Raw genomic sequence first — 23,965 nt, forward strand, 5'->3', positions numbered from 1 at the left:
GACTGCGGGCGCACCGGTGCGGTGCGGAGCATCGGGTGCGGCGCACCGACGCGCGCGAGGGTGCCGGGCATCGTCGGGTGCGGTGGCGCACCATCGCGGAGCGCACCACAGTGGCGTCCATCGTCGTCCGGCGCACCGGAGTGGAGTCCACTCGGTGGAGTCCACCGGGTGGAGCCCACTGAGTGGAGCCCACTCGGTGTTCTGCATCCGGTGGCGACGCCCGGCATCGGGTGGACTCCACTCGGTGGACGGTGCCCGGCATCGTTACCACAGCCAGGCGTTGGAGTGCCGCACCCGGGACAGGGCGCGGGCATCCCGGCGCGCGGCAGCGCTGCCGATCGGGCTCTGCTGGGAACGGGGCCGGCGTGAGTTCCCTGCGGCGAGTCTGCGCTTGGCGGCGTCCTGGAGCCTCCGCCGCTGCATACGCAGGGCCTCCTTCTTCGCGGCCTTCGACTTCGGCGTCCGGGGCCGCTTCCAGATCGACTGCCATCGCACGGGCTCATCGGCCTCGTGCTCCTGGTCCCCGTCGAGCGCGGCGGCCATCTGCTTGCGGGCGGCACGGGCGCGGGCGAGTGCGTCGTCGGGGTTGGGGCGCTCTTCCGGGGTGCTCACGTGACTCCTCCTGTGGTTCGGCCCGGCGCGGGTTGGGTGCCGGGTTGCTGGGTGCGCGGCGGCGGGGTCGTCGCCGGGGTGGGCTGCGGGCGAGGGCCGTGGGCGGCTTCGCGTGCCCGCCGGCTGTCCTGGAGCGTGGCGGCCACCTGCGCGGCGGCGGCTTCCAAGGTCTGGCGCGTTCGTTCCACCGTGTCGACGCCGGTCTCCGGCTCCAGGAGGCGGCCGTCCTTCGGGCCGGTGCGGAACGGCCGCGGGTGCGACCTCGAGGCGGCGGGCACGGCGACGGTGCGCGGCCGGGTACGGGAGCGCAGGCGCTCCGCACGGCGCACCGCGTGGACCCGGGCGGCCAGGGCGTCGGCGGCGAGGCGGGCTCGCTCGTACGGCGGGGCGGTCCGCTTGCGGGTCAGCGGGCGCAGCACGGCCTGGTCCTCGGTGTCGCGCGGGTACAGGGCGCGCAGGTCGGCGGTCATCATCCGCCGGCTCGCCGGGCAGATGTAGTCGTCGACGACCGTCTGCACGATCTGTTCGTCCAGGCCCGGCTCGTGGGGGCGGCCGCGCAGGACGTAGGAGAGGTGGCGGCGGGCTTCGGCGAGCAGGTGGTGGCGTTTGAACGCGCCGCGCATCACGTACACCACGGCGACGACGTCGACGGCCGCCAGGGCGACGTCGACCACCGGCCGCACCCGCGCCCACACCGCCGCGGCCGCCACCCGCGCCCGCTCGGCGAGCCGGTAGACGGTGCAGGCGCCGAAAGCCCGGATCGCCGATTCCCGCCACCGCCTGCGGGGCTCGCTCAGCGACAGCAGCTCGGTGCGCTTGGGCGGGCGGGTCTGGTCGGCGGCCTGGCAGGCCAGCGCGTAGCCGGCCTTCTCCCCCGGCGCATGGCCCTGCCGTTCCTCGTACTTGTCCGTGAGGACGGACAGGGCGTCCTCGATCTGCTGACGGCGGGTCGACTGCCAGCCGATGAGACGTCGGTCGATGCCCGCGATATCCATGACGGGCCGGCGGCCGGGCGTTACCTCGCGTGGCTCCCACGCCCACCCGAGCCGGGCGGACACCTCCTCCATGAAGTACAGGGTGTAGAGGGTGTCAGCGGCGACTATGTGGGTCATCAGCGAGTCCGCCGACAGGTTGCCCCACTTCCCGTCGTGCGGCCGCCGGGCACGGATCGACACGACCGCGTGCGCGTGGAGCAGCGGCCTCGATTCCGTGGCCCTGGACTCGTAGTGCTGGAACACCGCGACGACCAGCCCGTCCTTGACCCGGTCGCGTTCCTTGCCGCCGGCCTTCCAGCGGATCTCCGCGACCGACTCCTCAAGCCACGCCAGCGTCTTGTCCTGAGCGATGCCGTTGCACAGCTCCAGCACCCGGCGGTGCCGGTCGTCCATCAGGGCCCACGCGATGTGGGCCGTCGGCGGGGGCCGGAACGTCAGGTCGAAGGCCAGCCAGGGGATGCGCTCCTTGGCCTTGTCGGTCTTCGGTGAGCGGTTGTGCTCGATGGGCCTGCCCAGCACGGTCACCCGCCGGGCCTGCTCCGGGCTCTTGCCCTGCGCCAGCAGCTCACGCTCGATCCGGTCGGCGTCCGGGTGCCGGCCTTCCCCCAGGAGAAGTTCGGCCTGCCGCTCGGTCACCACGTCCCCAGCCGTCAGGCCGAGCGCGGCCAGGCCCCGGCCCTTCCACACGCCGGGCGGGACACCGGCTTCGTCCTGGGCGGCGCGCAGCGGCGTGCCCGCCCGGCGGTAGCCGTCGCCGACCATCACACCGCGGAAGAGATAGCGCCACCCGTTCCCCGGGCGAACCTCCGACATGCTGATCACCGGCCCATGGAAACCCGGCGCTGACCTGCGAGAAAGCGCGAGCCCGGGTACGTCCCGCCGGGCGGGAGGGCATCACGAGATCTTTACCGCAGCGCCCGCCAGGCGGGCCGCCGGGCCAGCCCGAGACGGTAAGCCGCCGGTGTGTGCACAGTCCGCCGCATGAACACGAACCTTTTCCACGGAGACCTCTGCCCGCTGTGCGGCCGGCCCCTCACGCTGCGCCCGACCGTCACCGTCCACTCGAACGTGCCGTACCCCACCCGGACCGACTACCTGCCCCACTGCACCGTCTGCGCCAACGACCTGCCCAACGTGCAGAGGTGGAACGACCTGATGAACGACCGCTACGGCCTCTGACCCGGACCGTGCGAATGCTGCGCCACGACCACATCAGCACCACCCACTACGAATCCGACCCGAGCCGAATCCAACGCCATTCAACGCGCACCAACGCACCGCTTCCCCAACCGCCCACCACCGCTGAGCGCACCGCGTCACCGACGCCCTTCAACACGACCAGCCTCCCCGGCCGACTTCGGCCGGGGGCCTCGTGCGCCCTGAAGGTTCACCGTTCCCACCCGCGAGACCCGGCCACGCATCGCCGCCGACCTGGACCGCCTCACCCCGGGGGCAGCGCCGTCGATCCCGCCGTGCCGTGGCGGCCTTCGTCGAGGACCTGCGCACCGGCAGCTTCCGCGAAGGCCTCCGCGAAGGCACTCCACGCCGTAGAGATCAGCGGTACGGCCCCGGCCCAGCCTCGCCGTTAACGGACCGCTCGGGCGAGGTCGTTAGTCGACGGCAGCAGCCTTTGGGGGCGGATGCTCAACGGTCCAACGACGCTCGATGTTCCGATCTCGAGGAAACACCGGGTACTCAAGGGCGTACTGCGGGGCCGGATGGCTTTCGCCCGCCCAAGGCCGCGGCTGGCGCGGGCCGGCGGGCTTCCAATGCTTCCAGGGATCGTGCTGCGGGTGGTACACGACGAACTGCTCGGCTATATCCCAGGCAATCCCAACGAGGGCCATACCTACCGCGCCCTTGATGTGGAGCAGGTGGTCGACGCGCTTGCGGAGATCAGCTCTCTGCTGGGCGGGGCTCGGCAAGAACAGGAGTCGGTGCGGGTCCAGGGGGAGCATGACGTCGCTCTGTGCGACGGCCAGGATCTGATCATCCTCGTCGGGGCGGTTCCAGACGGCTACGGGGACGTCGCTCGTAAGGAGGCACATGTCGCTGAAGCCCAAGCCCCAGGGACGGTCGTAGAGCGTGGCGGCCAGGGCTGCGATGTTGTCGACTATGTAGTGCAAGTGTGGGTTGTTAGCAGCGAGCTTGCCAATGTGCTCCGGAAGCTCGTGATCCTTGTCCGTGGGGGGAAGGACTTGCGTGAGGCGCTTGCGCTGGCGGGTCGTACGCAGGACCTGAGCCGCCATCCACCAGGCGAGGGCTCCACGCTGTTCGGGGGCGAGCGGCCAGTTCGGTGTGAGCGCCCACTCCTTGTCATCCAGAATCGTCTTGAGTACGGGGTCAGCGCTTCCTTCAAGTTGGCTGAAGAACTCCTCACAGGCGTGGTGGGGGATGTTGTCGAGGGTCGTGCCCCAGTAGAAGCCCGTTTCGACGCTGATCTTGCTCGGCGCTGCTGGAATCACCCGACTCGGGTCGTTGATACGCCGCATCGACAACAGGTGCTGGCGTCGTGCCTGATGCTCGGCGAAGTGGCGGAGGTACATCTGAGGAACGGTGTGATCACGGGTTCCGCCTTCCTTCCTCTTCTGGGACGCCCTGCCCACGCTCTGGTCCTTCCATCGGACTGGTGCTCGCGCCAGTAAACAGCTCGACGTCTTGGACCTGTTAATACTGCAGCCGCAGTTGCGGGAGCGGGTGGCCGCGGCCACCGGCCACATGCCCGGTCGACGGCCGGTGAGTGGGGTGGCCTGGTGTCAGCGGTTCTCCTTCGCTGTCTCCGACGCCTTGCCGGGCCAGATGGTGGTCGCTATCGGCCAGATGAGGCTGTAGATAAGGACCTTGGTGAGCGGGTTGAGCCAGACAAGTAGTGGAGCGCCTTCGTCGAGGGTGCCGATTAGCATCACCAGGCCGAAGATCAGGCCGACGCTGATCGCATAGGCCAGCAGGAACCTGAGCCAGGACTTCCAGGCGTCCACGACGGCCGCGCGGCCGCGGAGCTCAGGGCGCCGCGCGGCAGCGGCTCCGCCGAAGCTGCGGGCGAACTTCGCGTCTGCCCAGCGGACGGTGCGGTGGCCGTAGACCACGGTGATTCCGAGGTAGGCCGCCGACAGGCCGTGCCAGACCGTTGGCTCAGCGCCGTCCTGGATGCTCAGGACGGTGGCCCCCAGCAACACGACATCAATCAGCGGGACACACAGCAGCAGCGCGCCGCCGAGGATCCGCCAGCCAGCGGCGTAGCGCGCGGCCAAACCGCCCACAAGGAAGATCCAAAAGAGCACATCGCAAGCGAGAATCAAGAAAAAGATGACGCAGCCCCCCCCCAGCGCACAATGCGATCATTATTGTCCCGGGCGGTTCTGATCCGGAGTCCGGATCCAGCCAGTGCTACGGGGGTCGTTGGCCTCGCCGGCGATAGTGGCTGAGACGGGCGCGGTGTTGATGGCGGCGGCGCCAGTATGACCAGTGCAGGAAGTGACCGGCTTCGTACCGGGCGGTGTGAGCGAACCTGTTCAGCAGGCGGCGGATCTCGTTCACGCTCAGCCGGATCAGGTCGCGGCTGTCTCCCCCTTTTCACCGGTGGTGGTCCGTACGGCGGTCAGGTGGGCAGCGGCCGCCATGGCCAGGGTGATGTGTCGGTACCAGGCCGGGTACTGACGGACTTGGTAGTGGTCCAGGCCGGCCTCGTTCTTGGCTGCCTGGAAGCACTCCTCGATCGCCCAGCGGGCCCCGGCAGCGCGGACGATCTCAGTCTGCGGAGTGTTCGCGGGCGCGTGAACCAGGTAGTAGGCGCGTTCGCCGTCGGCGAGGCTGCGGCGGATCAGCAGGGCGTCTTCGAAGCCGTCGTCGCGCGCGCCAGGCATTGGGACCATGGCCCAGGCGTATTCACGCAGGCCGTGGGCGCCCTCTCCGGCGGAGCGGATCTCCCAGGCATGTTCCGGCAGGATCGCAGAGACGGTGCGGGCGTTCTGTCCGCGCGGCCCGCACCGGTGCTTGCAGGAGACCGCCAGCACGTAGCTCAGGCGCTGCTCGGCCAGCCAGCCGCGCAGGAGCGGGTCCTGGCCGTAGACCTCGTCGCCGGTCACCCAGCGAAATGGCACCTTCGCGGCAACCGCCCGCTCCAGCATCGTGCGGGCCAGCGCCGGCTTGGTGCGGAAGGCGACCTCGTCACCGATCCTCGCGTCCGCCCGGCGGGCCGGCTCCTCAATCCAGGAGGTGGGCAGGTACAACTCCCGGTCGATCAACGCCCGCCCTCTCGTGGAGGCGTAGGCCAAGAACACCCCTACCTGGCAGTTGTCGATCTTCCCAGAGGTGCCGGTGTACTGCCTCTGCACGCCGGCCGACCGGGCGCCCTTCTTGACGAAGCCGGTCTCGTCCACGGCCAGCACGCCGTCCTCGGCACCCAGACGCTCCAGCACGAAGCCGCGAACCTCGTCCCGGACCGCAGCCGCATCCCAGTCGGCCTCGTTCAGCAACCGCTGCATACCGTCCGGGCGCAGCTCGCCCGCTTCCTCGGCCAGCGTCCAACCGTTCTTTCGCTCTAACGGCGCGAGCAGCCCGCGCAGATACTCCCCTGCCCGCCGACGCGGCTCCGAGCGACGGAAATGCCCACCGATCCGGGCATGCAGAACATCCAGCCCCGCCGCCCAGCGGCGCACCTCATCAACCGTGACGTCCCCACCCATGCCCAGCTCAACGAGAGGCCCGAGCACCCGTCACATCAACTGCGGCTGCAGTATTAATGGCTCTCCCCGCCCTGGCCGTTGTGGTGTGAGCGTGAGGAGCCTTAACCGGGTTAAGAGGGCGGGCAGTCAGGTCGGGCGGCCTGTCGGCCGTACCCACCGAACCGATCTCCTAGTAATGTTAGGCCGCATGAGCATCCCCAGCCCTCGGGGAGAGCGAGAGAAGCTAATTACAGCCCTCACTCCCCAACTACGTAGGCACCTAAAGATCCGCGCCTTTGAGCACGGAATGGACATCCAGGACGCGACCGAGCACGCGATCAACGCCTGGTACTCAGCGGAGGGCTTGCCCGAGGTCAGGACCGACGGGGCGAAGACCTGGGGCACGTTTCTCCCAGTCGGCGGGCCGGACAAGTTCAAGGCGGCCTGCTCGGAGCGCGGAGTCACCTACGTACAAGGACTGGCACAGGCCCTCACCCTGTGGCTCGACAACCACCCCTCCCCCACCACTCCGTTGGTGGCTCAGCCCGTGGTGCGGGTGATAGTGGCGAACCAGAAGGGTGGCGTCGGGAAGACGTTCCTGTCCTCCGGCATTGCACAAGCTCTCGCGGAGGCCGGCCATCGGGTTCTGCTGGTCGACTACGACCCGCAGGGGCATCTGACGGCGGAGCTGGGCTTCGAGGACCTCATGTACGAGGACGACGTCGAAACCCTGATGATGCACATGGACGGCAGCGCCAAGGGCGACATTCATGACTTGCTGGTGGCCCTGGACGGGGAGCGGTTTGGGGAACGGCTTCATCTGCTGCCAGCGTCTGACGACGCGTTCCTGCGCGACGTGGCTCTGTCTAAGGTGAGCTTCAGCGAGGCCGCGCTAGAGCGGGCGCTGGAGCCGTTGGAGGCGGACTACGACGTCATCATCATCGACGGACCGCCCAGCCTCGGGCTGAACATGGACACCGCCCTGTACTACGTACGACGTCGCGACGGTGAACTCGCCGACCGCTCTGGCGTCATCACGCCCGTCTGGGCCAACAAGGCATCGCACCGAGCTTTCCGGCTCCTGAAGTCCCAGATGGACGATCTCTGCCGGAAAGGTCGCATCCAGGTCGACTACCTGGGCCTGATCATCAACGCCTACGACAGCCGCCGCGGCAAGCTCGTGAAGGAGAACAAGGACCAGTGGGAGAAGAGCAGCTCCCCCTCCGTCCTTGCCGTAATCGGTGATCTCAAGGAGGGGCGTGAGGCGGCAGACGGTGAGATCCCGCTGCTGGAGTACGCACCAGATAGTGAGCACGCACAGGTGATGCGCGATCTGGCTAAGGAGCTGGCCGTATGACGCCCCCGACGCAGCGGGTCACCCGCGGCTTCAGCATCGATGAGGACGGCTCGGACTCGAAACCTGCACCCCGTCGGATCCGGACTCGGCAGCAGATCATGAGCGGGGAGGGGAAGCGCCCGCCGGCGGCTGTGCCGCTGTCCGTGCTGGCGCACAATCCGCTCAACCCTCGCGATGAGCTGACCGAGATCGAAGAGACCGCAGCCTCCCTGAAAGAGAAGGGCCAGCTCCAACCCGTCGCGGTCGTCAGGCGAGCAGCCTTCTTGACCGCCCACCCTGACCTGGAAGAGGAGATCGGGGCGGCTGAGTACGTCGTCATCGACGGCAACAGGCGACTGGCGGCCGCGTCCGTCGCGGGCTTGGCAGAACTACGGATCGACGTCAACGACGATCTCGCTGCCAGCGCGGAGGACATGCTTGAGAGCGCGCTGATCGCCAACGTTCACCGGGTCGACGTCCCCCCGCTGGACCAAGCAAAGGCCATCCAGGAACTCCTCAGCAAGCACGGCAGCCAGGAGAAGGTAGCCAAGAGGCTCGGGAAGTCGGGGGCTTGGGTGTCGCAACGCCTGGCGCTGCTCGGGCTGAGCGAGGACCTGCAGGAGAAGGTCGAGTCCGGCGAGCTGACCGTCAAGGATGGACGCCGCATCGGTCGACTCCCTGCCGACCAGCAGCAGACCGAGGCCGCCGCAGCCCTTAACCGGGTTAAGACGCCCCGGAAGCCACGGTCCAAGAAAGCGAGTGTCCCGTCCGTGGACTCGGCGGCTTCTTCGATCCCCTCGCAGGCGGCTGGCGCGGGGGAAGCCGAAGGGACGGGCACCGTCGGTCTTAACCCGGTTAAGGGGGAGCACACGGACGACAGGGGGCCGGACCTCCCGTGGAACGACCCGAAGTGGTTCAACGACCGGCTTCGCGCCCACATGTCGGCCGAGCACCGCGAGGAACTCGTGCTACTCCTCATGGCCGACAGCTGATCGCAAGAAGGCCCGGCACCGCCCCCAGATCGAGCTGCGGGAGGTGCCGGGCCTTCGGTTGTCAGGTTGCCCAGGTCGCAGGTGCGCCTGAGTCGGGGTTGGGGATGCTGGCGGCGGTCGTCGGGGCGGCCGGGTGCCGCATGGCGGTGATCGGGACGGCGCCGGGTTCGGTGCTGGGTGTCCAGATCATTCGCCAGGTGTCGTCCCACTCGCAGGCGCAGCCGTGGTCGGGGTGCGGGTGCCGTAAGAAGACGCCGTGTGTGAGGACGGCGCGTGGGATGCGGGGGATGAGCTCCGATGGGTCGTCGCCCGGGTAGAGGTGCAGGTTCCGCCATCCGTGGACGCGGGCCATGTACGCGGCGGCGGCCTCGATGATGTCGGCCCACCGCTGGTGTCCGAGGACGACGAAGCCGATCGGGAAGAGGCGGTCCTCGGTCGGGTCGTCGATGCCGGTGACGTACAGGCCGCGATGGACGATGAAGCCGTTCTCCGCTGCGTCCTCGCCGGGTGTCCAGAGCTGTTCGGCGGGGTGCATGGTGCCGTCGTCGCCCTCGCTGGTCACGAGGTCGTACAGGCCGGTGGTGATCATGCGCTCGCTCCATTGCTGGTGTCGGCCGCCTTGAGGACGCGCGGCAGGTGGACGTGGAGGTGTTCGACGTCGACCTGGCGGCCGCGGTCCCGAAGTGCTCGGGCCAGGAGTTCGGTGAGACCGCTGGCACTTTTCCGGACTAAGGAGTGGGTCGCGGACTGACCTGATTGCCGCCATTCGACGTCTGCGGTGGCCGTGGCTTGCCCTGGATGGATGGGGCCTCGGGCAGTCAGAGGGGCTATTCGATTGCGGACCGAGCCGATGGCTTGGCACGGTTCAGGGCATCATGCGCGTCTGAATCTTGATCTGAGGAGGCACCCTCGTGTCTGTCGTTCCGGAACGTCGTTTGGCTCTCCTTGGAGGCGGCTTCTCCACCGACGACGATGGGCTGCTGGATGACTGGGTGCTCGATCAGGTGCCCGTTCCTCGCCCCAGGGTGTGCTTCATTCCGACAACCAGTGGCGACGCCCCCGCCTACATCGAGCAGTTCTTCGGGGCGTACCAGTCACGTTCCTGCGAGCCCAGCGTCTTGCATCTCTTTCGGCGGGAGTTCGATGACGACGCCCTGCGCACGTTCCTGCTCTCTCAAGACGTCGTGTATGTAGGTGGGGGTAACACCGCGAACATGCTGGCGGTCTGGCGCGCGCACGGCGTGGACCGGCTACTTCGCGAGGCCTTCGACCGGGGGACCTTGCTGTGCGGCATCAGCGCTGGTGCCAACTGCTGGGCCGAGGGCTCGCACACCGACTCTTTCGGGCCGCTGACTCACCTCTCGGACGGGCTGGGCCTGTTGTCCGGCTCGGTCTGCCCGCACTACGACAGTGAGCCCGGCCGGCGATTGTCCTATCAGGCAGCCGTGGCAGACCGCGCGCTTCCGGCCGGCTGGGCAGTCGAGGACGGTGTCGGCGCCCTCTTCACGGGCGGTCTGCTGACGGACTCCGTGACGCGTACGCCTCAGGCCTGTTTGTATCGGGTAGAGCCCGGCAAGGATGGCGGAGTCGACGAGCAGGCCATGCAGTGTCGCCTGCTCGTCGCAGCACAACAGCCCACTTCAACCGCGTGAAGTGGTGAGAGAGCGGCCCCGCCTGGTGCGGGGCCGACGGCCGCGTGGGTGCGGAAGCAATCAGCCTTGAGGCTCGTGTTCTGGTAGTCCCGGCGCAGGTGACGGTGCGTGGTCGGTGAGGACGGGCATGCCGAGGTCGACCAGCTGTGGCCGACCGTCGGCCCGAGTCCGGCTGAGGCTGTTGAGCTTGGCGGTAGCGGCGTCGAGGCTGACCTGGAGTCCTTCGACTTCTCCGAGCCAGCCGTTGCCGCGGGCTTCGCGGATGCGGTCGCGGAGGTTCTGGATGATCTCGATGATGCGGCCACGCTGGCGGGGGTCGATCTGGAGGACCGGGCAGCGGATGCAGGCGTGTTCGTGCTTGCAGGGGGTTCCGTAGGGCCGTCCGCAGGTGCCGAGGGACACCTTGCGGAGCTCGAAGTGCTGTTGGAAGTCATGCCACTCCGCCGCAGTCGGCTCGCGGTATTCCTCCTGGGGACGTTCGGCCCGGCGCCGGTCGAGGAAGCCCCGGTAGGTGCGCACCAGGTCGTCCTGGAAGACGGCAAGGTATGCCTGGGTGGTGGTCAGTGTTTTGTGACCAAGGATTCGGGCCGCGATATGAACGGGTAGGCCGCCGGTGACGGCCTCAGTCGCGAACATCCTGCGGAAGTCGTGCGGGGTGTAGCGCAACGGCTCGCCGGCCTGGTCGCGGAGTCCGGTGGCCTCCAGAGTGCGGTCAAGTGCGCGCTTGATGCCGGCCTCGCTCATGACCTGCGGCTGCCAGTAGGGGCGGCGCTGGAACAGGTGAGGCAGCTGGGGGCCCGTGACACGCTCGTGCGAGTCGTAGCGGGAGATCAGCGGGACTTTCCCGCCGTTGGCGTCGCGCAGGCGCTTGATGATCGTGGCCAGGACGCTGGCCAGTTCGGGGCTGACCAGCAGTAGCCGTTCCTCGTTGCTCTTGGAGGGAACGATCTGGAGGAGCGGGACGACTTCGTTGGTGTCGGCCAGTTTGTAGGAGACCAGCGCGAGGTGGGTGAGCTCGGTCAGTTCTTCGGCGCGAACTCCGGTGTGCCGTAGCGTCTCGATGATCGCCCAGGCCCAGAAGGCGTCATCCTCCACGAGGCTCTGGTTGATCCTTCGTTCGCTGCTGTCGACCTCCTTGATGTAGACATGCGGTGAGCCGTGGTCGAGGCGGCTGGGCACCTGGTTCACCTTGGGAAGAACCCGCAGGTATCTCGTCTCGCCGTGCTCGAAGGTCTCGTTGAACGGGGTGGCGCGGGCGGCCTCCAGCAGAGCGACGGCCTCTCGGTGCACTCGCTCGGCTGTCTCCAGCAGCACGGGAAGATGGGGCAGCCGCTCACGGACTCGCTGGTGCATCCGGGATGTGGTCTGTTTGATGATCTTGTGGTTCCCGGCGCCGTCGCCCCGGGTGATCGGGCTTGGCACTGCCCACTGGACCCAGAACGGGTCGTCGTGGGCCCACTCCTGAATGTCGAGGTAAAAGCCGCGCACCCGCATCATGACGTCGATGCGTGAGCGGCGCTCTTTGACCTCTCCGCTCTTGTTGACGTAGGTGACCAGGCGTTGTTTCCAGCCGTCGACGACATCGTCGGGCAGACGAAGGGTGTCGATGCCGGGGTGGTGTGCCTCGATGTCCGCCCAGAACACGCCGGCCAGCTCGCGTACCAGTCCTCGGAAGGTGCCGTAGTCGATCCCGGGGCGGCGTTCTTCGAGGTAACGGACGAGCAGGTTGCGGACCTGCGTGGACTGGATGTTGTAGGCGTCGACCAGCTCGGCGGTGGGCCGCTGCCCGTGGCGCAGCGCGTCCTTGAGGGTGTCCTTCGAGTCGATGACACCGGCGCCCCGCAGCAGGTCCCAGGCGCTGTGGGTACCCACGTATGCCTCACCGGTCTCCCGCCGTCCGACGGCCCGCAGGTAGAAGACGTCCTCGGCGGTGAGCTGAGCGAGGTCCCGGCCCGTGTGCAGGATGATCGAGGAGATGACGCGCAGGCCCTCGTCGATGTGGCGGGGCGTCATGCCGATCTCGGCGCCGAAGTCGCGCATTCGGTCCAGCTGCCCGGCGGGGAACATCTGCTGGACGTCCTTGAAGAGTCGCATCGCCTTGTAGCCGCGCAGGAAGACGTAGCGCGGGAGAACCACCCGGCTGATAAGCAGACTGTTGAGGCCCATCATGAGCTCGTTGCGCCTGGACTCCTTGCAGCGCGGATCGTCCTCGTTGAGGGCCAGGATCAGCTCTTTGCCCTGGTCCGCCCCGGCCGCGAGCCACCGTCCCTGCCACCCGTCTTCGGGGAAGGTCAGCAGCCAGTCGAGGATCTTGGTTGCCCCCGCGAGCCGGATAGTTCCTGGCCACATGCCGCGGCTGTACGTTCTCTGCGGCCAGAGCGGCGAGGTCGGCAGCAGCGCCAGGACCTCGTCTCGGGTGAGCCGGTCGTGCGGGCCGATACGTTCCTTGTCCGCTTTGAGGTCGTGCTCGATGAACAACGGCTTCGCCGGCGTGGGGCCGGTTCCGGCCCGGCGGACGGAGTTGGCTCGGCGGCTTCCTTGTCGCGTCACGCCTGGCCACCCCCGAACAGCACGGCCAGGTCGCTTGCCTCGTAACCGGTCGCGACAGCGGTCGGCGCGGGGTGCTTCGCGCGTTCCTCACGGTCGGCGAGGTACTCCTGAACCCGGGCGATGACCTGCTCTTCCTCCTCGACGAGATATACGTCGGCGGTGGTGCTCAGGTTGGCGTGACCAAGGATGGTCTGCACGTCCCGCAGCGACAGCCGCTTGTCGCGGGACATCCGCAGCGCGGCGGTGTGCCGCAGATCGTGCATCGACCAGTTCGTGCCCAGCAGGGCGTTGGTCCGGCGGAACACCGCGCGCAGGGCCTCGTAGTTCATCGGCTGGTAGGCCAGCCCGGCGCCATGGTCACGACGCCGGAGTGTCCACCACAGCGGGGCCTGCGGGTCCAGCGGCGGGCCCTCGCTCTGGTAGAGCCGCAGCCAGACGAACGACTCCGGGCTGGAGGGAAGCCACTGCTCAGCCTGGGAGCCCTTGCGTTCGACGCGTACCAGCTGGTCACCCCAGTCGACATCGACACCGCGGACCCCGAGGAGCTCGGATGCTCGGGCGGCGTTGCTGATACCGAGCGCGAGGATCGCCCGGTCCCGGTTGGACCGCAGGGCCGCGAACAGCTCGTTCCACCGCTCGTCCGGCATCTGCCGAGGACGCCGGCGCGGGATCTTGGGGTTGTAGCGCAGTCGGCCCTCGCCGCCGTAGGGATCCAGCGGGTTGTGATGGGCATGTGGGCGGCGCCTCGCGCTCCGGGCCAGCGGCACCGGGTTGACCAGCGGGCCGCTGCCCGACTCGATCCAGAATTCGTAGAAGCTGCGGAGTACGGCGTTGCTGTGCCGGATCGTGCGCGGCTTGTAGAGGTCGTCCAGGTACGGCTTCTTCGTGATCGTGTTGGTCGTCCCCCCGCGGTCGCCGCCGAGTGCGTCCGCGCCGACGTCCGAGGTTTCGTCGTGACCCGCAGCCACAGCACGAAGTCGCGCACCTCGACGGACGTGGCCCGGTCCCATTCGACCTGGACCACCCGAAGCCATCGCCACCAGCGCAGGAGATCGAAGGCGTAGCTGCGGACGCTGCCCGGCCGGTTGTCCCGAGCGACGAAGTCGATCAGGAACCTGCGAATCGGCTCCACCGCTCTCCCCTCCTCGTCGAAGACCAGCCAGGGCACCGCCCCGGCTCCCACGGCTACCCGCCCCCATCGCGGCAGGCGGATCAACTGGATTTCACGAGATGCTGCGTCCAACTTCGTTGCGCTCCTTCGTCGTTCGGATGCGCAACGTCTACCGACTAGGCCATGCGGGGGATGTGCTCATCTCCGGCGTGTCGTGCGGTAGTCCGGTCAACACCTCGGTGCCGGCCTCCCGCGCACCCGATGGCGATGCGGCGGGGGCCGGCGGGGAGGTCGGCGTAGTCGGCGAGGTTGGCGAGCAGCTCGCGGGCGCCGGGGGTGTTGAGGACGACGTCCTGGACGCGGGGGCTGAGGCCGTCGAGGTCGAGGATGTCGCGGGCGGCGGCCGGGTCGCGGAGCCGGTCGCGTACGTCCTCGATCCGGTCGGCGGCGGGCGGGACGGGGGGAGCCGTCCGGGCCGGTGGGCAGGTGCAGGTAGCCGAAGGAGATCAGGCGGATCGGATGCAAGGGTGCCTCCTGCTCAGGGGTGAAGGGCGGGGACGTGCGGAGCGCCGCGCTCGGCCAGGAAGGGCGGGCGCGGCGCTCCGGGGTGGTGCTACTGGGTGGTGGTGTCGGTGACCACGAGGAACTGGTCGGTGCGCAGGTCCATCACGACCCGGGCGTCCGGCTGGCCCTGGGCGCGCTGGGCGGCGGCGTACTCTTCGGCCGGCCAGGAGCCGCGGGGGCTTCCGGCGGGGAATCGCTCGAGGACGGTCCGGGACGGCGTGCTGGTGTCGGAGGTGGTCATCAGGCGTCGCCGCCGTTCACGCGCTCGTGGATGTCGATGAGGGTGGCGATGGCGTCGGGGTTGTCCGCCAGGCCGACCCACTGCCCGAGCGCGGTGAAGACGGGCACGGCGTCGCTGTCGGCGTTGAAGATGACGCAGTAGTCGCCGTACCGGTCCATCACCATGTCCCGCAGGATCGGGACCAGCGCGGTGTCCAGGACCTCCAGGGCGTCGACGGTGAGCCGGGCGGGCTCGCCGGGCGACGGTGGCTGGACCAGGGTGCCGGTGACACGGACCAGGTCGCTGGGCTGTATGCCGTTCAGCAGCTCGTGCGTGATCCGAGCGGTCTCGCTGGTGCAGGACACGATCGTGTCGGGGGCGTCCTTGGCGACGGTATCCGGGTCGTCAGGTCGGACGACCAGGTCGAAGGTGGCGGTGCCGCGCGGGCCGGGGGCCGGTGGCACGTCGACCCAGCCGTCGACGGTGCAGTGCTTGGTGGTCATGAGTGGGCCTCCGCCAGGGTCTCGGTGGGGCGAGGGGAGCGGGGTCGGGTGGTGCGCTGGGCGATGTCCAGCAGCTCGCGGTTGCGCCGCTTCTGGGCGTCGGTGAGCGGGCGGGCCGTCGCGCCGCCGTGGCGGTGCCAGAGCGGGGAGGCGGGCGGCTCGGGGTAGGCGAGGGCGTGGTCGACGTCGCGGTCGGTGCTGCTCATGGGGTCCTCCAGGTGGAGGTCAGGAGTGGTCGCCTTGGCCCTTGGACTTCGACTTGGAGGTGGGCTTCGGCGTGAGGTCGGAGGCGAACCGCCCGAGGCGGGCCTCAACGGGGTTGGCGGTGATCCAGTCCTCCGCGCATGCCTTGTGCACGGGCTCGCCGGCGTGGGAGCGCATGGGCGTGGGCTGGCCGCACAGCGTGCAGGGGAGGTCCTGCCAGCGGTCGAAGTGCTGGCTGTCACGCCAGACGAGAAGGTGGCCGGGAGCCGGGATCAGGCCCGGCTCGAACGACGGCTTCTCCTTCTCGCGTCCCCTGCGGGTCACGGCCGGAAGTTGGGCAGCTGCTGGAAAACGCGCTCCAGCAGGTCCGGCGACGCTTTCCAGGGCACGTCCTGCCCGCGTGCCGGGACCGGCAGCTCCTGGACGTCGTCGAGGACCAGGTGCCAGGCGCCCGGGTGTGCCCACTGCGAGCAGAGCGGCGCTCCCTCGGGGTCCTGGTGGCAGTCGGTAATCCGGGCGACGCCGACGACCGCTCCCGTGACCAGCTGGCGGCCGCGGATGGTGCGGCCGATCAGCGGGATGCGCAGGGCGGGCTGGTCGATGGTCTTGCTGGTGTGCAGCAGCACCCAGCCGGTCCGCCACCGGCCGGGACGGTTCTCGATGGTTTTGGCACCGGCGAGGATGCAGGCCGCGTACGGCTGCCTGATGCTGATGCCGCGGATCCAGTCGCCCTCGGGCAGGGTCGCGAGGCTCATGCGGCTCGCCCCCACACGGCCGTGCCCGGACGGCCGGCCCGGCGTCCGTTGACGGACGGCACCGCGACGTGCGCGGCGTCGGCGACGATCGCGTGCCCGGAGTGCTTGCCGTCGTACAGGGCGGCGTCGGCGGTCCGCTGCAACAGGCTCAGGTCGCGGGAGCCGACCGCGGCCGGGGTCGCGGCGCCGACCGAGGCGGCGACGGCGACGGTGCGCCCGTCCTCGAGGACGACCGGCGTGTGCAGCATCCGGATCAGCTGCGCGAGGCGCTGCTCCGTGCGGGCGGCGGGCAGCTCCAGGACGACGGCGAACTCATCGCCTCCGAGCCTGCCCACGGCCGCGCGCGGGCCCGCCCACGCGGTGAGCCGGGCGGCGGTGGCGGCCAGGACGGCGTCGCCGGCGGCGTGACCCATGGTGTCGTTCACGGCCTTGAAGTGGTCCTGGTCGATGAGGACCACGGCCGTGTTGGCGCCGTGGCGGGCCAGGAGCCGGCGGGCGCGGGCGGTGTAGGCGTCGCGGCGCAGCAGGCCGGTCAGCGGATCCTTGCGGGTCGCCGCGAGTCGGCGGTGCAGCGCGACGGCGTGCACGGTCCAGCCGGTCAGCGGCAGCGCGGCGGTGGTGATCAGGAGGGTGCGCGGGCCGATCCGGCCCTGAACGCGCAGGACGGAGTCCATACTGGGGATCTCCCTCTCGTCTCGTACGGGTTGGGTGGGCCCGGGACGGGCGGTTGGTTTGGACGCCGTGTCGTCCGTCCCGGGGCGTAGCTACAGCTCGAAGTCGCTGCGGGTGGTCCAGCTGTAGGGGCTCTTCCAGGGGCCGGCTTTCGCGGCGAGCCAGTCGAGCTCCCAGCCGGGTCGCAGCCCGTGCGCGGTCCAGCTGTCCGGCTGCTGGCCGGGGATCTCCAGTCCGGCCTGCCGCGCGGCGAGCGTCGCGTCGTACACCTCGTGGGCGCGTCGCAGGGCTGTACTGCGGGAGTCCGCCTCGCCGGCGAAGACGTGCAAGCCCCGCAGGGCCGGGTTGCTGGTGTGGTGTATCGGGACGTCGACCTCATAGACCTCGCGGTGCGGCATGACGACCCATCTCCTCTCGCTCTCGTGGTTGAGGGGCCACTGCGACCGCCCCGGCCCCGGCGGGTGCGGGGTCCGGGGCGGCACAAAGTGCGCTCAACTCGAAGGCGGGGATCAGCTGGCCGTCGTGACGGCGTCGCGCAGGTGGGTGCGCGCCCAGGCCAGCAGCGACGCCTGGTCGCCGTCCGTGCTGGTCAGTGCGTCGGTGAGGTGACCGACGGCGCGGTCCAGTTCCTCGCTGGCCTCCCGCCAGGTGCCGATGCTGGACGTGGCGAGGACGTCGCGGACCTCTTCGACCAGGTCGATGAACGCGTTCGGCGTGGTGCCGCGCGGCGCCTGGTCGCCGATGAGGGCGGCGAGGTCGGCGGCGAAGCAGTCGCGGAGCGCGGCGAAGGTGTCCGTGCGGGTCTGGGTGGCCATGAGGGGCCTCCTTGTCAGTAGTCGAGCTGGATCGTGATGGGGCGCCGGGGGTCTCCGGTGTGGGTGTGGACCGTGCGGCGGTGCGCGGCGAGGCCGGCGGCCCCGCCCTGGATGGGCAGGGGGCAGTCCGGGCAGCCGTGCCACCAGTCGTCTCCGGCCGGGAGGTCGGCCGGGGTGAGCGGGTGGGGGTGCGGCGGCTGGGCTCTCATTCCGTCTCCCTCGAGCCGGGGACGTAGTCGATGGCCGTGGCGACGTGGTGGATGTGCATGAGGCTTCCGGCGTCGTCGATCCGGTCCCGCAGCCTGTTCAGCTGCGCCCACGCCCGCCGCAGCTGCTGAGTGAGCCACTCGGTGTCGGCAGGGGCAGCGGCGACGAACTCCCCCAGCGGGAGGTGTTCGGCGCCGCTGGTGCCGAGGACGGCGACAGGCCGGCCGTCGCCGTCCTCGATGACGCCGGTGTCACCGCCCCTCTGCCGCCAACCGCCGGGAACGGCCTTCAGCCGGGCCTCAATGGCGGTCAGCCGGTCCGCGTCGGGGAGCTGGGCGGCCAGGTACGCGGTGGCCCGGGTGGCTTCCTCGTCGGTGAACAGTTCAGCGAGGCGGGCGCTGTCGGCGTACCGGGCGCGGTGCAGGTACTCCTGGGCGAGCTGCCAGTCCGTCCGGTCCGGCTGCGCGCTCCTTCCACGGTGAGCCTGCTGGTTCGGCATGACGTCCATCCCTCTCTGGTCCTGGTCCCGGGGCTTTGGCTGCTTGAGGGACCACCGCGACCGCCCCGGCCTCCGTCGTACGGAGAGGCCGGGGCGGCACGGAGCGTCCGTCAGGCGCGGTAGACGGGCGGGCGGACTCCGGCACGCAGCTCGCGGATGATCGAGCAGGGGCCCTTGGTGGCGCAGAACGCGTCGTCGGTGTCCGGCAGGGCGTTGCCCGGGGTGCCCCACACGTCGCGGGCGACCGCGTTCACGGCGCGCAGCATCTCGCCGCTGTTGGGGCGGCAGGCGCTGTGCTTGTCGCCGACGCCGTGCCGGTGGGCGCTGATGATGTGCTGGCGGGCCTGGCGGGCGGCCCAGCGGCGGCTGCTGGGGCCGGTGTTCTCGTGGACGTGCCCGCAGTAGTGGAAGGTGTCCAGGTGGCAGCCGGTGCAGTGGTAGGTGACCAGCTGCTGCGGCTCACTGTCGGGAAGCCACTTGCCTTCGAACTCGAAGACGACGACCTCCGCGCCCGGGATCTCGGTGTGCGCGAAGGCGGTGACGAGGCCGACGCCGTCCGCGATGCCGCCGCGGGCCTTGACGTTCCAGAAGGTGCGGGGGAGGAAGTCGTCCCAGCCCTTGCCGTGGGGCCACTGGGCGTACAGGACGCCCTGCGAGGCGTCGAAGGTCGCCTTGCCGTCGGTGTTCTCGTGCTTGTACTGCTCGATCTGCTCGATCGACCCGAAGTAGGTGGCGGAGTACTCCTCGGACTCCAGGAAGATCAGCCCGTATCCCTCGGGGCGGGTGTCGTGGCCGTTCTCCTTGAGCATGTCGACCATGTCCTCGTAGCCGGGGTTCCCGGGGGCGATGGTGCCGACGAGGGGGAGCCGGTAGTAGTCGCAGCTGGTGACGTGGGCCGGGTTGGTGTCGCTGACGTGGTGTGCGGTGCCGTACGTGTTCGTGATCGTGATGCCCATGACGGGGTGTCCTTCCTGGGAAGACGGCGGGCGCCGGGCGTGCCCGGCGCCCTGTGGGGTGGGGGTGTTCGGCGTGACGGCGGTACGCCTCACGCGCGGACCGCGTCCGCGTACTGCGCCTCAAGGTCGGCGCGGCCCTCGGGGTCGTCGTCCTGGTCGTCGCCGTTGTTCGGGCCGTGGACGGTGCAGACGATGTCCTCGTCGTCGTCCAGGTCGCCGTTGAGCGCGCGGAACAGGCAGGTGACGCTGTAGGCGGGCACCCAGGCCCGGCCGATGCATTCGTCGTCGTGCGGGCACGGCACCAGCACGTCGAACCCGTAGTCGCCTTCACCGTCGACGTCGGTGCGCAGGGCGAGAGTGAGGTACTGCTGACCGAGGCGGATCTCCGCGACGCGGTCACCGTCGGCGACGTTCGAGCCGGGCTTCCACTGCCACAGCGGCAGGATCTCCTCGCCGAACACCCGGGATACGAGGTTCAGCTCACCGAGGCCGGGGCCGCCGTCCAGTCCGAGGTCGGCCTGCCGGGCATCGCTCAACCGCTCCAGGAACGGCAGCAGCCGGTAGAGGCTGTCGGAGAAGACGACCTCGCGGAAGCCCTCCGCCTTGAGGGTCCGGTGCGAAGCGACCATGTCCTGGCGCTGCTTGATGACCGTGGCCTCCGGGACCGTGCGGTTGGCCGGCCGCGGGCTCTGCCGCTCCATGCAGACGCTGCCGGGAGTGGCGACCATGACCGCGATGGGCAGCATGTCGTGCCGCGTGGCTGCGGCAATGAGCGGCTCCCTGGCGGCCCGGGTGACGTTGGTGGCGTCGACGACCGTGAACAGCCGGCGGCGCATCCTCGCCTCCAGGAGCAGATGCAGGGCGGCGACCGCGTCGCCGGTCGCGTCCTGGTCGCCCGCGTCGTCGCTGACGACCTCGCGCAGCGCGTCCAGGGACAGCACCTGCGAGGCGGGCCAGGTGCGCGCGATCGTGGACTTCCCGGCGCCGGACGGGCCGATGAGGACCACCAGGCTGTGCTCGGGCATCTCGGGGTAGGTCAGCTCGGTCATGCGGACTCTCCTTGCGGGTGAGGGACGCCGGGCAGCCCGGATGGGGCACTTTCCGGCGTGGGCGGTGAGCAGGGTGGTGGCTTCGCGCAGTGGCGTCAGCGGACGATCATGTGGTCGGGGTGGCCGTTCTTCATGTGGTCCACGCACTGCGGGCAGTCCTCACGCGGGCCGAGCCCGGCGTGGGCCTCGCGGCTGGCGTACGCGTGGAACCAGCACTGCGTGCACTCCCCTCGGGGCGGGTTCGTCGCCTTCGCGCTCGCCATCAGATGTCTCCCTGCTGGGGGTGAAGGGCGCGGGCAGCCCAGATGAGGCGCTGCCCGGCGTCGTCGGTGATCAGGGCGGCGGCCTCGTGCAGGGGGCACGAGGCGTCGCCGTCACGGTCCGGCTCGACCTGCTCGGCACGACACGCGGCGGCGGTGAGCAGCTGCGCGACGGCCGCCATAAACCCGCCGGGCGGGTCGGTGTCCTCGATGAGCTCGCGCAGGATCGCGGCGAGCTCCTCCTGGTCGACGTCGGCGGCGCGAAGGTCGTCCTCGATCTGCTGGAGGGCCAGCGAGGCGATCCCGACCGAGGCGCGGACGCGTTCCAGGCGCGTGCGGGTTACGGCCGCCGTCACAGCGCGAGTCCAGCGGCGGCCAGCACGAGCAGGACCAGGGCGGCGAGCGACAGGTCGACCGCGCGCCGTAGGTGGGTGAACTTCCGTACGGCGAGGATGGACAGGACCCGGATGCGGGCGGCTCGGGTGTCGCCGTCCATGCAGGCGCGGATCTCGTCTTCGTCCAGACGTGCCCAGTACGGGAAGGACCCGCGGTCGGCGCCGCTGAGGCGGGGACGGACGACCAGGAGCAGCAGCACGGCGGCTGCGCCCAGGGCGAGGACGGCGCTCGCGCCGAACACCTTGGTGAACAGGGGCAGGTCCTTGTCGGCGACGGACGCGAGGCCCGCGAGGACGGCGCCGTTGAAGGCGAGCAGTAACGACGACTTGCCGTCCGTGCGGCTGATCTCGCCTGTGACCGAGGCGCAGGCGGTGTCCAAGTTCTTGTCGATGCCGGGAGAGGTGACCGTGGAGGTCATGGGCGTTGCATCTCCTTGTCGTTGCCGGGCGGACCACGCGGCCCGCCCGGCAGGGGTCAGAACGGTGGTTCGTCCGGCCAGGCCGGGACGGGCAGGAGGCGGATACGCAGCTCGGGCCGGTTCACCCAGCAGCCGCACGACTCCATCTCCGGGTTCGCGCCGCCGACCCACCAACCGCCCGTGCCCCGGCAGTCGGGACAGGAGCGGAGGGGCCGGGGCGTCAGCTCGATGCGGTGCTGGTCGGCGTGCAGCCGCCAGTGACCGGCCTTAAGGACGGCGGCCGCCGTGCCGACCGATGCCGAGACGACGGCCGCCAGGAGCACGGCCGTACGGGGGCGCACTGCGTCACTTCCGGGGCGGGGGCGGCTGGAGCAGGAACCGGGTGCCGGTGTCGCCGCTGTACGCGGGCGCGGCCTTGAGAAAGCTGCGATCGGTCCGGGCGATCTCGAACATCGCCTGCTTGATGAAGTCGTCGTCGCGCTGGAGGTCGACGCGGTCCTCGAGGAAGTCGGTCAGGCGCACCGGGTATGCCGAGGGGCCGTACGGGCGCAACTTCCCCAAGCGGTTGCGCACGATCTTCACGGCGGTGTCGTCGTCGGAGATCGCCGGGAGGCCCCGGTTGATCGCCCGGCAGTGGGCGGCGTGCGTGTTGGCGAGGTCGGCAGCTTCCGCCTCTCCCAGCCGGGCGCGGTGGTCGTTGCGGGCCGCGCGGTAGGTGCAGCCCAGGCACGCGGCGGCGTAGGCGGAGCTGCGGTCGCTGGCGGAGGTGTAGACGAGGACGATCGCGCCCTCCAGCGGTCCGAGGGTGTTGCGGTAGCGCTGGACGACGGTGGTGCCCGGCGGCGTCCAGAAGAGGTCCGGGTCCGACGCGGCGGGGCGGCGGGTGAACAGGCTGCTGAGCATCGGTGACTTCTCCTTCGGGAGGGTCGTTGTTCAGGCGGCCAGCCGGTGGGGCACCGGGGCCGTGGAAGCGAAGTACGTGTCGGGGCTGGGCTCGTAGCCCTTGCCGCAGGGGTCGCAGCGGCCCTGGGTGCGCAGCGGTACTGGCGCAGAGCACTTGTTCCGCAGCTGCCGTATTCCTGGGCGAGAAGGTTCGTTGGCCCTTCTGCGTGGCCCTGAGCCGTGGGAATTCGCTGGTCGAAACCGGGCCCGTACGGGATGCTGCACGCGTGATCGAGCGAGAAGCCGCCGTTCGGGCTGTCGAAGAACAGCTGGAGCGCGACTATCAGCAATAGCGGGCTGTGAGCACGGACGCGGTGAGGATGGCTGTGGTCCGTGTCGAGGAGCACGAGCTGGTGTGGATCGTCTCCTGGCAGTCCGAGGAGTTCGCAAGCACTCGGAACTCGAAGTACATGCTGGTCGGCAATGGGCCGTACCTGGTGGACCGCGTCGACGGGGGACTACACCAGATCGGCGGCGTCTCCGCGGTAACCGGGGAGTGGGAGAACGACTACCGGGCCCGAATACGTGGGCTGCCGGTCCACACTGCAGTAGACGACCTGCGCGATGCGCTCTGCGGATTCGCCGCTACACACGGACGCATGCACGCTGTGCGGACACTGCGCCAGCGGCTGCCGATGCTCTCGCCTGCGGAGGCCATCGAGTACGTGAGCGCCCTGCTGGACGGTGATGCGCCCGCGCGCCTCGTGGCCGTCGCCACCAAGGAACTCGTGGAGCCTCTCAACCCGGTACTTGCGGTGAGGACCATTTCGAGTGGAGCAGTGATCCGAACCGATCAGAGACCCGACGGATGACGGGAAAGCCAGTCGGCATGCCGATCGCGCACCCGGTCCCGTTCCTCGGACGTAGCGAGGAAGACGTCGGCGCCACCGTCGTAGGGGTGATGGATGCGCTGCATCCGGGTGTCGGTGATGAGAACGCCCGCCACCTTGTCGTCGGCGATGTCTCGGAGCGACTCGTCGATGCAGCCTCGCCGCCAGAGCCGGCGGGCGGCGAAGAGGTGGCAGTACGTGCGGAACTCAGGGTCAGGATCGTCCTCCACCAGCAAGCTCTGCCAATAACCCGTGACGGGTTGCAATGACGGAACCTCGGCTTCGGTCGTCCACAGCGGAGTGATCACGTACACGTCCGCACCGGCGAACAACTCATCGAGGACGGTGTTGTAACGCTCCAGGACGACGGTGTACTCGCTCTCGTCGTCCGCGTACCACTTCGACTCTGGCAAGCTGTGAAAACGTACCCAAACGTCCCGATACGGGTCACGGAGCTTGTACCCAACCGGAGGGCAACTAGGCCAACGCTGCTGCCACAGCTCCGTCAAATCCGCCTGCCCGTCTCCAGACACCCGCCGCACTCGCCCCTCTCGCGTATGGACTCACCGACGACCATGATGCCGGGGCTCACCCCCGAGGGAAACCGACTTCTCAGCTGTCACTTCGCGGGCTGCTGATGCGGCCCGGTCCAGTCGCGCTTGACGAATTTCGTCCAGTCCGTCGCGCTGGTGCCGGTGAGGGCGGCGGACGAGGAGCGCAAGAATGGGATGGCCTCGTTCTGCACCAGCAAGGCAAGATCAGC

At 69.5% G+C, this 23,965-nt stretch carries 32 protein-coding genes and 1 pseudogene; 5 read left to right on the forward strand and 28 right to left on the reverse strand.

Annotated features, from left to right (window positions below; genetic code table 11):
• Positions 1 to 264: 264 nt before the first annotated feature.
• Both RM812_RS30000 and mobF read right to left on the reverse strand, forming a co-directional pair.
• A complete protein-coding gene (locus RM812_RS30000) occupies positions 265 to 612 on the reverse strand; it encodes a hypothetical protein (RefSeq protein WP_311579218.1) in 348 nt (115 codons plus the stop codon).
• Positions 609 to 2,369 carry a MobF family relaxase gene (mobF, locus tag RM812_RS30005; protein ID WP_311579458.1) on the reverse strand — a complete coding sequence of 587 codons (1,761 nt, stop codon included), beginning with the start codon at positions 2,367 to 2,369 and terminating at the stop codon, positions 609 to 611. Before mobF ends, RM812_RS30000 begins: the two co-directional genes overlap by 4 nt.
• 219 nt (positions 2,370 to 2,588) lie before the next feature.
• On the opposite strand from mobF, the gene RM812_RS30010 reads away from it, so the two are divergent.
• On the forward strand, positions 2,589 to 2,786 hold the full coding sequence (locus RM812_RS30010; protein ID WP_311579221.1) for a hypothetical protein: 198 nt from the start codon (positions 2,589 to 2,591) through the stop codon (positions 2,784 to 2,786).
• Between the two features lie 431 nt (positions 2,787 to 3,217).
• Here the strand turns inward: RM812_RS30010 and RM812_RS30015 are convergent, their stop codons facing one another.
• The 3 genes from RM812_RS30015 to RM812_RS30025 form a co-directional block, all read right to left on the reverse strand.
• Positions 3,218 to 4,213: a DUF4238 domain-containing protein gene (locus RM812_RS30015; RefSeq protein WP_311579224.1), complete on the reverse strand. Its 996-nt coding sequence runs from the start codon at positions 4,211 to 4,213 to the stop codon at positions 3,218 to 3,220.
• Between the two features lie 150 nt (positions 4,214 to 4,363).
• Positions 4,364 to 4,888 carry a hypothetical protein gene (locus RM812_RS30020; protein ID WP_311579227.1) on the reverse strand — a complete coding sequence of 175 codons (525 nt, stop codon included), beginning with the start codon at positions 4,886 to 4,888 and terminating at the stop codon, positions 4,364 to 4,366.
• A 267-nt stretch (positions 4,889 to 5,155) separates the two neighbouring features.
• Positions 5,156 to 6,292 (reverse strand): IS701 family transposase, encoded by a 1,137-nt coding sequence (locus RM812_RS30025; protein ID WP_449657850.1) that lies wholly within the window; start codon positions 6,290 to 6,292, stop codon positions 5,156 to 5,158.
• Positions 6,293 to 6,479: 187 nt separating this feature from the next.
• Between RM812_RS30025 and RM812_RS30030 the strand changes: the two genes are divergently transcribed.
• Positions 6,480 to 7,628 (forward strand): ParA family protein, encoded by a 1,149-nt coding sequence (locus RM812_RS30030; RefSeq protein ID WP_311579230.1) that lies wholly within the window; start codon positions 6,480 to 6,482, stop codon positions 7,626 to 7,628.
• Positions 7,625 to 8,599, forward strand: a complete 975-nt coding sequence (locus RM812_RS30035) for a ParB/RepB/Spo0J family partition protein (protein ID WP_311579233.1) — start codon at positions 7,625 to 7,627, stop codon at positions 8,597 to 8,599. Before RM812_RS30030 ends, RM812_RS30035 begins: the two co-directional genes overlap by 4 nt.
• 61 nt (positions 8,600 to 8,660) lie before the next feature.
• On the opposite strand, the gene RM812_RS30040 is transcribed toward RM812_RS30035, so the two are convergent.
• Positions 8,661 to 9,188, reverse strand: a complete 528-nt coding sequence (locus RM812_RS30040; protein ID WP_311579236.1) for a hypothetical protein — start codon at positions 9,186 to 9,188, stop codon at positions 8,661 to 8,663.
• Positions 9,189 to 9,510: 322 nt separating this feature from the next.
• Between RM812_RS30040 and RM812_RS30045 the strand changes: the two genes are divergently transcribed.
• A complete protein-coding gene (locus tag RM812_RS30045; protein ID WP_311579239.1) occupies positions 9,511 to 10,251 on the forward strand; it encodes a Type 1 glutamine amidotransferase-like domain-containing protein in 741 nt (246 codons plus the stop codon).
• A 60-nt stretch (positions 10,252 to 10,311) separates the two neighbouring features.
• Here the strand turns inward: RM812_RS30045 and RM812_RS30050 are convergent, their stop codons facing one another.
• The 21 genes and pseudogenes from RM812_RS30050 to RM812_RS30145 all read right to left on the reverse strand — a co-directional run bounded on the left by RM812_RS30050 (position 10,312) and on the right by RM812_RS30145 (position 22,333).
• A complete protein-coding gene (locus tag RM812_RS30050) occupies positions 10,312 to 12,801 on the reverse strand; it encodes a tyrosine-type recombinase/integrase (protein WP_311579242.1) in 2,490 nt (829 codons plus the stop codon).
• On the reverse strand, positions 12,798 to 13,769 hold the full coding sequence (locus tag RM812_RS30055; protein ID WP_311579244.1) for a tyrosine-type recombinase/integrase: 972 nt from the start codon (positions 13,767 to 13,769) through the stop codon (positions 12,798 to 12,800). Before RM812_RS30055 ends, RM812_RS30050 begins: the two co-directional genes overlap by 4 nt.
• An 8-nt stretch (positions 13,770 to 13,777) precedes the next feature.
• A pseudogene (locus RM812_RS30060) lies at positions 13,778 to 13,984 on the reverse strand (site-specific integrase); the annotation flags it as partial.
• A gap of 104 nt (positions 13,985 to 14,088) precedes the next feature.
• Complete coding sequence (locus RM812_RS43115; RefSeq protein ID WP_394816538.1) at positions 14,089 to 14,349, reverse strand: RapZ C-terminal domain-containing protein; 261 nt, start codon at positions 14,347 to 14,349, stop codon at positions 14,089 to 14,091.
• 176 nt (positions 14,350 to 14,525) lie between these two features.
• Positions 14,526 to 14,717 carry a hypothetical protein gene (locus RM812_RS30065; protein WP_311579249.1) on the reverse strand — a complete coding sequence of 64 codons (192 nt, stop codon included), beginning with the start codon at positions 14,715 to 14,717 and terminating at the stop codon, positions 14,526 to 14,528.
• Entirely contained in the window at positions 14,717 to 15,199 is a 483-nt protein-coding gene (locus RM812_RS30070; RefSeq protein ID WP_311579252.1) for a hypothetical protein, read from the reverse strand. Before RM812_RS30070 ends, RM812_RS30065 begins: the two co-directional genes overlap by 1 nt.
• Positions 15,196 to 15,405 (reverse strand): hypothetical protein, encoded by a 210-nt coding sequence (locus tag RM812_RS30075; RefSeq protein ID WP_311579255.1) that lies wholly within the window; start codon positions 15,403 to 15,405, stop codon positions 15,196 to 15,198. Before RM812_RS30075 ends, RM812_RS30070 begins: the two co-directional genes overlap by 4 nt.
• 19 nt (positions 15,406 to 15,424) lie before the next feature.
• A complete protein-coding gene (locus tag RM812_RS30080; RefSeq protein ID WP_311579258.1) occupies positions 15,425 to 15,727 on the reverse strand; it encodes a hypothetical protein in 303 nt (100 codons plus the stop codon).
• A complete protein-coding gene (locus tag RM812_RS30085; RefSeq protein ID WP_311579260.1) occupies positions 15,724 to 16,158 on the reverse strand; it encodes an ASCH domain-containing protein in 435 nt (144 codons plus the stop codon). Before RM812_RS30085 ends, RM812_RS30080 begins: the two co-directional genes overlap by 4 nt.
• Positions 16,155 to 16,832 carry a GGDEF domain-containing protein gene (locus RM812_RS30090; protein ID WP_311579263.1) on the reverse strand — a complete coding sequence of 226 codons (678 nt, stop codon included), beginning with the start codon at positions 16,830 to 16,832 and terminating at the stop codon, positions 16,155 to 16,157. Before RM812_RS30090 ends, RM812_RS30085 begins: the two co-directional genes overlap by 4 nt.
• A 90-nt stretch (positions 16,833 to 16,922) precedes the next feature.
• Positions 16,923 to 17,228 (reverse strand): hypothetical protein, encoded by a 306-nt coding sequence (locus RM812_RS30095; protein ID WP_311579268.1) that lies wholly within the window; start codon positions 17,226 to 17,228, stop codon positions 16,923 to 16,925.
• Between the two features lie 111 nt (positions 17,229 to 17,339).
• On the reverse strand, positions 17,340 to 17,645 hold the full coding sequence (locus RM812_RS30100; protein ID WP_311579271.1) for a hypothetical protein: 306 nt from the start codon (positions 17,643 to 17,645) through the stop codon (positions 17,340 to 17,342).
• 14 nt (positions 17,646 to 17,659) lie between these two features.
• Positions 17,660 to 17,854 carry a hypothetical protein gene (locus RM812_RS30105; RefSeq protein WP_270882822.1) on the reverse strand — a complete coding sequence of 65 codons (195 nt, stop codon included), beginning with the start codon at positions 17,852 to 17,854 and terminating at the stop codon, positions 17,660 to 17,662.
• Positions 17,851 to 18,351 (reverse strand): hypothetical protein, encoded by a 501-nt coding sequence (locus RM812_RS30110; RefSeq protein ID WP_311579278.1) that lies wholly within the window; start codon positions 18,349 to 18,351, stop codon positions 17,851 to 17,853. Before RM812_RS30110 ends, RM812_RS30105 begins: the two co-directional genes overlap by 4 nt.
• 110 nt (positions 18,352 to 18,461) lie before the next feature.
• A complete protein-coding gene (locus RM812_RS30115) occupies positions 18,462 to 19,307 on the reverse strand; it encodes a hypothetical protein (RefSeq protein WP_311579280.1) in 846 nt (281 codons plus the stop codon).
• A gap of 89 nt (positions 19,308 to 19,396) precedes the next feature.
• Entirely contained in the window at positions 19,397 to 20,356 is a 960-nt protein-coding gene (locus tag RM812_RS30120; RefSeq protein ID WP_311579283.1) for an ATP-binding protein, read from the reverse strand.
• A gap of 95 nt (positions 20,357 to 20,451) precedes the next feature.
• Positions 20,452 to 20,619 carry a pRL2-8 gene (locus RM812_RS30125; RefSeq protein ID WP_311579286.1) on the reverse strand — a complete coding sequence of 56 codons (168 nt, stop codon included), beginning with the start codon at positions 20,617 to 20,619 and terminating at the stop codon, positions 20,452 to 20,454.
• Positions 20,619 to 20,972, reverse strand: coding sequence for a hypothetical protein (locus RM812_RS30130; protein WP_311579289.1), 354 nt, complete (start codon positions 20,970 to 20,972; stop codon positions 20,619 to 20,621). Before RM812_RS30130 ends, RM812_RS30125 begins: the two co-directional genes overlap by 1 nt.
• Positions 20,969 to 21,430 carry a Pycsar system effector family protein gene (locus RM812_RS30135; RefSeq protein WP_311579292.1) on the reverse strand — a complete coding sequence of 154 codons (462 nt, stop codon included), beginning with the start codon at positions 21,428 to 21,430 and terminating at the stop codon, positions 20,969 to 20,971. Before RM812_RS30135 ends, RM812_RS30130 begins: the two co-directional genes overlap by 4 nt.
• Before the next feature lie 56 nt (positions 21,431 to 21,486).
• Positions 21,487 to 21,771: a hypothetical protein gene (locus tag RM812_RS30140; protein WP_311579295.1), complete on the reverse strand. Its 285-nt coding sequence runs from the start codon at positions 21,769 to 21,771 to the stop codon at positions 21,487 to 21,489.
• A gap of 4 nt (positions 21,772 to 21,775) precedes the next feature.
• A complete protein-coding gene (locus tag RM812_RS30145) occupies positions 21,776 to 22,333 on the reverse strand; it encodes a hypothetical protein (protein ID WP_311579298.1) in 558 nt (185 codons plus the stop codon).
• Between the two features lie 338 nt (positions 22,334 to 22,671).
• Between RM812_RS30145 and RM812_RS30150 the strand changes: the two genes are divergently transcribed.
• Positions 22,672 to 23,184 carry a YrhB domain-containing protein gene (locus tag RM812_RS30150; RefSeq protein WP_311579301.1) on the forward strand — a complete coding sequence of 171 codons (513 nt, stop codon included), beginning with the start codon at positions 22,672 to 22,674 and terminating at the stop codon, positions 23,182 to 23,184.
• Here RM812_RS30150 and RM812_RS30155 read toward each other — a convergent pair.
• Entirely contained in the window at positions 23,166 to 23,615 is a 450-nt protein-coding gene (locus RM812_RS30155; RefSeq protein ID WP_311579305.1) for a DUF3885 domain-containing protein, read from the reverse strand. The two genes, RM812_RS30150 and RM812_RS30155, sit on opposite strands and share 19 nt — an antisense overlap.
• Positions 23,616 to 23,965: the final 350 nt, after the last annotated feature.

This window comes from Streptomyces lancefieldiae (assembly GCF_031845825.1).
In the GTDB taxonomy this organism is placed as follows: domain Bacteria; phylum Actinomycetota; class Actinomycetes; order Streptomycetales; family Streptomycetaceae; genus Streptomyces; species Streptomyces lancefieldiae.

What these genes read in the sequence shown, in the direction of transcription:
- mobF (WP_311579458.1), bottom strand. Translation starts at nt 2,369, where the DNA reads ATGGTCGGCGACGGCTACCGCCGGGCGGGCACGCCGCTGCGCGCCGCC.
- RM812_RS30010 (WP_311579221.1), top strand. Translation starts at nt 2,589, where the DNA reads ATGAACACGAACCTTTTCCACGGAGACCTCTGCCCGCTGTGCGGCCGG.
- RM812_RS30025 (WP_449657850.1), bottom strand. Translation starts at nt 6,292, where the DNA reads ATGGGTGGGGACGTCACGGTTGATGAGGTGCGCCGCTGGGCGGCGGGG.
- RM812_RS30030 (WP_311579230.1), top strand. Translation starts at nt 6,480, where the DNA reads ATGAGCATCCCCAGCCCTCGGGGAGAGCGAGAGAAGCTAATTACAGCC.
- RM812_RS30035 (WP_311579233.1), top strand. Translation starts at nt 7,625, where the DNA reads ATGACGCCCCCGACGCAGCGGGTCACCCGCGGCTTCAGCATCGATGAG.
- RM812_RS30040 (WP_311579236.1), bottom strand. Translation starts at nt 9,188, where the DNA reads ATGATCACCACCGGCCTGTACGACCTCGTGACCAGCGAGGGCGACGAC.
- RM812_RS30065 (WP_311579249.1), bottom strand. Translation starts at nt 14,717, where the DNA reads ATGACCACCTCCGACACCAGCACGCCGTCCCGGACCGTCCTCGAGCGA.
- RM812_RS30070 (WP_311579252.1), bottom strand. Translation starts at nt 15,199, where the DNA reads ATGACCACCAAGCACTGCACCGTCGACGGCTGGGTCGACGTGCCACCG.
- RM812_RS30075 (WP_311579255.1), bottom strand. Translation starts at nt 15,405, where the DNA reads ATGAGCAGCACCGACCGCGACGTCGACCACGCCCTCGCCTACCCCGAG.
- RM812_RS30085 (WP_311579260.1), bottom strand. Translation starts at nt 16,158, where the DNA reads ATGAGCCTCGCGACCCTGCCCGAGGGCGACTGGATCCGCGGCATCAGC.
- RM812_RS30090 (WP_311579263.1), bottom strand. Translation starts at nt 16,832, where the DNA reads ATGGACTCCGTCCTGCGCGTTCAGGGCCGGATCGGCCCGCGCACCCTC.
- RM812_RS30095 (WP_311579268.1), bottom strand. Translation starts at nt 17,228, where the DNA reads ATGCCGCACCGCGAGGTCTATGAGGTCGACGTCCCGATACACCACACC.
- RM812_RS30100 (WP_311579271.1), bottom strand. Translation starts at nt 17,645, where the DNA reads ATGGCCACCCAGACCCGCACGGACACCTTCGCCGCGCTCCGCGACTGC.
- RM812_RS30105 (WP_270882822.1), bottom strand. Translation starts at nt 17,854, where the DNA reads ATGAGAGCCCAGCCGCCGCACCCCCACCCGCTCACCCCGGCCGACCTC.
- RM812_RS30110 (WP_311579278.1), bottom strand. Translation starts at nt 18,351, where the DNA reads ATGCCGAACCAGCAGGCTCACCGTGGAAGGAGCGCGCAGCCGGACCGG.
- RM812_RS30115 (WP_311579280.1), bottom strand. Translation starts at nt 19,307, where the DNA reads ATGGGCATCACGATCACGAACACGTACGGCACCGCACACCACGTCAGC.
- RM812_RS30120 (WP_311579283.1), bottom strand. Translation starts at nt 20,356, where the DNA reads ATGACCGAGCTGACCTACCCCGAGATGCCCGAGCACAGCCTGGTGGTC.
- RM812_RS30125 (WP_311579286.1), bottom strand. Translation starts at nt 20,619, where the DNA reads ATGGCGAGCGCGAAGGCGACGAACCCGCCCCGAGGGGAGTGCACGCAG.
- RM812_RS30135 (WP_311579292.1), bottom strand. Translation starts at nt 21,430, where the DNA reads ATGACCTCCACGGTCACCTCTCCCGGCATCGACAAGAACTTGGACACC.
- RM812_RS30145 (WP_311579298.1), bottom strand. Translation starts at nt 22,333, where the DNA reads ATGCTCAGCAGCCTGTTCACCCGCCGCCCCGCCGCGTCGGACCCGGAC.